The organism is Alistipes sp. AM16-43 (assembly GCF_003435745.1).
Lineage (GTDB): Bacteria > Bacteroidota > Bacteroidia > Bacteroidales > Rikenellaceae > Alistipes > Alistipes onderdonkii.
The window spans coordinates 289,283-295,733 of the sequence record NZ_QTUQ01000005.1 but is presented as its reverse complement, the minus strand read 5'-3'; the positions used below and the strand labels follow the sequence as shown (position 1 = coordinate 295,733).

Sequence of the window (6,451 nt, the reverse complement as noted above, 5' to 3'; positions counted from 1 at the left end):
GATTATCTTTTGCTTTACACTTTTTTATACCTCTGTTTTTTATCCCCGGAACTCTCTTGGAAGCCCGGGATTTTTTATTGTCCGTGCGCGAAGGGTATCGTGCCGAGGAGGGATTCGTGCGGAGACCCGCACCGGAAGCATATCCGGCCCGAAAACGGATTACAGGAACAGCACAGCCAGCGTCGCGACGGCAAAGCCGCCGCAGAAACCCGCAAGCACCTGCGATCCGTTATGGCAGCCCAGGTAAAGGCGTGCGGAGGCCAGTGCACCCGCACAGAGAATGGCGACCATCAGCGGCACCATCATGTTGCCTACGCCCGCAACGTTCATCACCACCAGCAGCGCCACGGCAGCGCCCATGGCCGTAAGGTGCAGGCTGATCTTCCAGTAGAACGACACGACGAAGCAGAGCACTTCGCAGCACGCCGCAGCGATCATGAACTTGCGCAGGAAGATCGCCGACGGGATCTTGGCGATGGTGATGGCGCAAAGCACGTAGCAGACGGCCCCGACCAGCAGCGGCAGCAGCCGCTCGCGCCGGTTGTCCACCTTAAAGTCGGAAATGCGTCCCAATGAGCGCAGCACGCCCAACGCCAGCAGGGGGATGATCATCGCATAGAGCACGACAACCCACAGCAGGTAGAACTTCACATTGGCGGGATAATGCGCGAAAACGGTGAGCGTCAGCAACACGACGATCAGGTAGAGGGGCAGCAGGAACGGGTGCAGCACCCACGATATTCCGTTCGAAAGTTTCTTATACATCATTCAAATTTATCACGGCCTCCCGCCCCGCAGCTGTCCGGCAATTGTCCATCCGGCGGGAAGGCATATTTCCGGCAGCACGGCCGCCCGGTAAAAGGGCGTACGCGAAGCCGCCGGGTCAAAACTTCGCTATATCTGTTTGCGGAGCCGGGCGACGGGAATGCCCAGCATCTCGCGGTATTTGGCCACCGTGCGCCGGGCGATGCGGTAACCCTTGCCGTTGAGGATGTCCATCAGCGTCTCGTCCGTCAGCGGATGGCGCTTATCCTCGTCGTCGATACACTCCTGCAGGATATTCTTGATCTCGTAACTCGACACTTCCTCGCCGCTGTCGGTCTGCATCGCCTCCGAGAAGAGCGACTTCAGCAGGATGATGCCGAACTGCGTCTGCACGTACTTGCTGTTCACCACGCGCGAGATGGTCGACACATCCAGCCCCGTGCGGTCGGCGATGTCCTTGAGGATCATCGGCCGCAGTTTCGACTTGTCGCCGTCCTTGAAATATTCCTGCTGGTAGTCCAGGATGGTCTGCATTGTACGCATAAGCGTATCGTGGCGCTGTTTGATGGCCGAGATGAACCATTTGGCCGAGTCGATCTTGTTCTTCACGAACTGGATCGCCTCCTTGTCCTTCTCGCGGACAAGGCCGTCGGCACCGACCATTTCGCGGATCATGTCCATATAGCGGCGGTTGACGCGCACCTCGGGGACGTTATACGAATTGAGCGACAGCTGGAAATGCCCGTCCTGATAGTCGAGGATGAAGTCGGGGATGATGTAGGGCGTCGTGTCGGTTCCGCCCTCGGCATAGAGGTTGCCGGGCTTGGGCGACAGGTGCCTGATCTCGGCGATGGCCTCGCGGAAATCGTCCTCGGAAACCTGCAGGCGCGACATCAGTTTTTCGTAATGCTTCTTGACGAACTCGTCGAAATAGGCAGTCAGTATCTTGCGCGCCAGCCGGCGGGGGCGCGAATTGATAGGGATCTGCGCCATTTGCAGCAACAGGCACTCCTGGAGATTGCGGGCGCCTATGCCGGCGGGTTCCAGTTCATGGATGATGCCGAGCAGTTTCTCCAGCTCCTCGGCCGAGGTCTCGATCCCGACCGTGAAGGCGATGTCGTCGGCCACGGACTCCAGGTCGCGGCGCAGGTAACCGTCCTCGTCGATGCTCCCGACCAGGTATACGGCCAGTTTCATCTCGCGCTCGGAAAGGTTGCGGAACCCCAGCTGCTCGATCAGGTACTCCTGCAACGAGCGGCCCTCGGTCAGGAAGACCGGGCGCTGCTTGTCGTCCTTCGAGTAGTTATTGATACGGCTTTTATAGGAAGGGGTGTCGTCTTCACGCAAATATTCGTCGACCGAAATCTGCTGGGGCTGTTCCTCGTCCTCGGCAGCACGATCCTCTTCCTCCAGCACGATATTGTCTTCGATCTCCTGTTTGATGCGCTGTTCGAGCTGCACGGTGGGCAACTCCAAGAGCTTGATCATCTGAATCTGCTGGGGCGAAAGCTTCTGCTGAAGCGACAGTACCTGTTTCTGATTAATAGCCATACTTTTTCCAAATTAAGAATTAAAGGATTCTGAATTTGGTTTCTTCTTCGGGGTTAATATACAACACAAACGGCCGCAACCGGAAAATCGTATGGGGAAGAGCGATTTCGGGGGTTCGCCGCACGGCCCGGACAGGTAAATATCCGGGTTATGCGCCGGTACGAAACAGCCTTCCCGGGCGGTTAAAATTCGGCGTTCTTCGGCGTGCGCGGGAAAGGCTGCACGTCACGGATGTTGGTCATGCCCGTCACGAAAAGCAGCAACCGGTCGAAGCCCAGGCCGAAGCCCGAGTGCGGGGCCGAACCCCAGCGGCGGGTATCGAGATACCACCAGAGTTCCCGTTCGTTCATACCGAGCTCCCGCACCCTTGCACGAAGCTTGCCATAATCGGCCTCGCGCTCCGAACCGCCGATGATTTCGCCGATTCCGGGGAATAATACGTCCATGGCGCGTACCGTCTTGCCGTCGTCGTTCTGCTTCATGTAGAAGGCCTTGATATCCTTGGGGTAGTTGATCAGGATGACCGGGCGCTTGAAATGCTCCTCCACGAGGTAACGCTCGTGCTCGGACTGCAGGTCGCACCCCCAGTCGCAGGGGAATTCGAACTTGCGGCCCGAAGCCTTCAGGATCTCGACGCCTTCGGTGTAATCGAGGCGCTTGAAATCGTTGTGCAGCACGAAGTTCAAACGTTCCAGCAACCCCTTGTCCCACATCTTGTTCATGAACTCGAGGTCTTCGGCACAGTTGTCCAGCGCATATTGGATCAGATACTTGAGGAAATCCTCGGCCAGTTCCATGTTGTCCTCCAGTTCGTAGAAGGCAGCCTCGGGCTCGATCATCCAGAACTCCGACGCATGGCGCGGGGTGTTCGAGTTCTCGGCGCGGAACGTGGGGCCGAACGTATAGATACGTCCCAGCGAGAGGGCTCCCAGTTCGCCTTCGAGCTGGCCCGAGACGGTCAGGTTGCACGACTTGCCGAAGAAATCCTGCGCATAGTCGACCTTGCCCTCATCGGTCTTGGGGACATCGTTCAGGTCGAGGGTCGTCACCTGGAACATGGCGCCTGCGCCCTCGCAGTCCGAAGCCGTGATGAGCGGCGTATGGAAATAATAGAAGCCCTGTTTGTTGAAATACTCGTGGATGGCATACGCCATGGCGTGGCGGATGCGCAACACGGCACCGAAGGTATTGGTTCGCGGACGCAGGTAGGCAATTTCGCGCAGGAACTCCAGCGAGTGCCCCTTCTTCTGGAGGGGATAGGTTTCGGGGTCGGCCGTGCCGTACACCTCGATCTTCGCGGCCTGCACCTCGACCCGCTGCCCCGACCCGAGCGATTCGACGAGCCGTCCGTCGACGCGGATGCAGGCGCCCGTGGTAATCGGCTTGAGCTGCTCCTCGTCGAATTTCGAAAGGTCGACGACCACCTGTATGTTCGCAACGCACGATCCGTCGTTCAGGGCGATGAACGCCACGTTCTTGTTTCCGCGCTTGGTGCGCACCCATCCCTTGACGACAATGTCGGTGTCCACGACGCCCGACTTCAGAATTTCTACGATTCTCTGCGTTTTCATATGATCAATTTTATCTATGCCTTTAACGGCTCTTTTTCCATCTTACAAAGATACCCATTATTTGCGATTTGGCAAAAAAAAAGTACCTTTGCCTAACCTATATTAAGAACACACGCATGAAACGTACGATACTGCTGACGGCGGCCATCCTCTGCGCCGCAGGCGCCCGGGCGCAGGAGGCATACGACCTGCTGATCCCCGAACCCGAAACCCCGGTAGCGCTCCGCCCCGTCGAAGGGGGCCGCATTTACCGCACGGAGGTCATTCCCTACGACAAGCGCCATGACGCCGATGCCCGCAACTTAGCGGGCGCCGACGCATATATGGCCTACACGCCCGAACCGTTCGCCGCATCGGGCGACGCGGTTGCCGTCGGGCAGGTGGTCGAAATACCCTACGTGTGGACGGACGGGGTCGTCTACCTGCATCTGGAAAACATAGGCACGGCCTACACCCTCACGGTCAACGACAGCAAGGTGGCCGAAGTCGAAGACCCTTCGACGCCCGCCGAATTCGCATTGACGCCCTACATCCGCGAAGGCAAGAACGCCATCGCGCTGACGCTGCGCCGCAGTGCCGCCGACCGGATCAACGCCGTCCCCGCCTCGCGCAAGGCTTTCGAGAACTGTTACCTTTACACGCAGACCAAACGTTCGATCCGCGATTTCGAGATCGCGCTCGTGCCCGACTCGACACGCAAATTCGGCGTGCTGGAGCTGGCGATCGTCGCGCAGAACGGTTTCAACTACGACGAACCCGTGACCGTAGGCTACGACATCTACTCGCCGCAGGGCAAGCTGCTCGAGTTCAACATGCAGGAGGTCACGATTCCCGGACGTTCGACCGACACCGTGCGCTTCACGCCCTTCATCTACGGCACCAACGCCAACAAGTGGGAGCCGGGCGCCAAGAACCCGCCGCTCTACAAGGTGATGCTCTTCACGCGCCGCGACGGGGCTTACCGCGAATACATGCCGCTGAAGATCGGCTTCGGCAAGACGGAGCTCGTCGACGGGCGCCTCACGCGCTTCGGCAAGGAGCTGAAACTGGTCAAGGCCGGGTACAACGCCGCTGCCGACCGCAAGACGACCCTCGCGGAGCTGAAAACGCTCAAGGCCAAGGGCAATAATACGATATGCCCCGACTATCCGCAGCCGGGGTGGTTCTATGACCTGTGCGACGAGCTGGGGCTTTACGTCATCGACTGCGCCAACATCAACGCACCCGAAAAGCGTGACGACCGGAAGGTCGGCGGCACGCCGTCGAACGACCCGTCGCTGGCGGACGAATACCTCGAACGCGTGAAGGCGATGTACTACCGTTCGCGCAACCATTCGTGCGTCATCGCATTCGCGCTGGGCGGCGAATCGGGCAACGGATACAACATGTACAAAGCCTATGAGTGGCTCAAGTCGGTGGAGAAGTCGCGCCCGGTGATCTGTGCGGATGCCGACGGCGAGTGGAATTCGGATTTGTAGGCAATGACCGTCGAACTGATCGTCATAGGTAAAACCGATTCGAAGGAGGTCGCAGCGCTGGTCGAGATGTACGCCCGGCGTGTGAATTTTTACTGCAAGTTCGCGGTCACGGCCCTGCCCGACGTCCGAAACACCAGGAACCTCACGGTAAAACAACAGCGTACGGCCGAAGGCGAGGCCATCCTGCGCCAGACAACGGACGGCGACTACGTCGTACTGCTCGACGAGCGGGGCGAGGAGATGCGCTCGGTGGAATTCGCCTACTGGCTTCAGAAACGGATGAACAGCGGCGTGAAACGCCTGGTACTGGTGATCGGCGGCCCCTACGGATTCTCGGACGAGGTTTACAGGCGCGCCGATGCGAAACTGTCGCTCTCGCGCATGACCTTCTCGCACCAGATCGTGCGGGCGATCTTCGCCGAACAGATATACCGCGCCTTCACCATCCTCAACAACGAACCCTACCACCACGAATAGACCGATGCAGCAGCGCCCCGCCATAGCCGTCGTAGCCCCCAACGTCCTGATGGGCGTCGGGCTGAAAGCCATCCTGGAAAAGATCATCCCGATGGCCGACGTGGAGCTTTTCGGCGATTTCGAAACATTCGCGCAAGCAACCCCGGAACGGTTCTTCCACTTCTTCGTCGCGGCACAGCTGTTCGTCACGCACAGTTCGTATTTCCGCCCGCTGCGCCACAAGACGATCCTGCTTTGCAACGGGCAGCCGCAGCCGGCCTATGCGGACATGCACAGAATCGACGTCTGCACCAGCGAAGAGACCGTCGTACGCGATATCCTGCGTATGCACCACGGGGCGCACCACCACGAGCACGACATCGCAGGCGCCGCTCACCCCGCAATCGCACAGCTCTCGGGACGCGAGGCCGAGGTACTGGCCCTCATCGCCCGGGGCTATATGAACAAGGAGATCGCCGACCGCCTGCAAATCGGGCTGACGACGGTCATCTCCCACCGCCGCAACATCATGGAAAAGCTGGGCATTCGCTCGGTGGCCGGGCTGGCAATCTACGCCATGACGGCCGGATATGTCGCGGGCGACGAACTCTGAGCGCCTCCTCACAAATT

At 59.2% G+C, this 6,451-nt stretch carries 6 protein-coding genes; 3 read left to right on the top strand and 3 right to left on the bottom strand.

Features of this window, described 5'->3' with window-relative positions; translation table 11 throughout:
• Positions 1-159: 159 nt before the first annotated feature.
• From DW189_RS11245 to asnS, 3 genes are all read right to left on the bottom strand, one after another.
• Positions 160-768: a hypothetical protein gene (locus DW189_RS11245; protein WP_117508199.1), complete on the bottom strand. Its 609-nt coding sequence runs from the start codon at positions 766-768 to the stop codon at positions 160-162.
• A 126-nt stretch (positions 769-894) separates the two neighbouring features.
• Positions 895-2,316 carry an RNA polymerase factor sigma-54 gene (gene rpoN / locus DW189_RS11240; protein ID WP_087401013.1) on the bottom strand — a complete coding sequence of 474 codons (1,422 nt, stop codon included), beginning with the start codon at positions 2,314-2,316 and terminating at the stop codon, positions 895-897.
• Between the two features lie 182 nt (positions 2,317-2,498).
• On the bottom strand, positions 2,499-3,887 hold the full coding sequence (asnS, locus tag DW189_RS11235; protein ID WP_022332467.1) for an asparagine--tRNA ligase: 1,389 nt from the start codon (positions 3,885-3,887) through the stop codon (positions 2,499-2,501).
• 116 nt (positions 3,888-4,003) lie between these two features.
• On the opposite strand from asnS, the gene DW189_RS11230 reads away from it, so the two are divergent.
• Genes DW189_RS11230 through DW189_RS11220 form a run of 3 tightly spaced genes read left to right on the top strand, consistent with a single transcriptional unit; the run spans position 4,004 to position 6,434 of the window.
• A complete protein-coding gene (locus DW189_RS11230) occupies positions 4,004-5,365 on the top strand; it encodes a glycoside hydrolase family 2 TIM barrel-domain containing protein (protein ID WP_117508197.1) in 1,362 nt (453 codons plus the stop codon).
• Between the two features lie 3 nt (positions 5,366-5,368).
• Entirely contained in the window at positions 5,369-5,842 is a 474-nt protein-coding gene (gene rlmH, locus DW189_RS11225; RefSeq protein ID WP_055211372.1) for a 23S rRNA (pseudouridine(1915)-N(3))-methyltransferase RlmH, read from the top strand.
• A 4-nt stretch (positions 5,843-5,846) separates the two neighbouring features.
• Positions 5,847-6,434: a helix-turn-helix transcriptional regulator gene (locus DW189_RS11220; protein ID WP_022332470.1), complete on the top strand. Its 588-nt coding sequence runs from the start codon at positions 5,847-5,849 to the stop codon at positions 6,432-6,434.
• Positions 6,435-6,451: the final 17 nt, after the last annotated feature.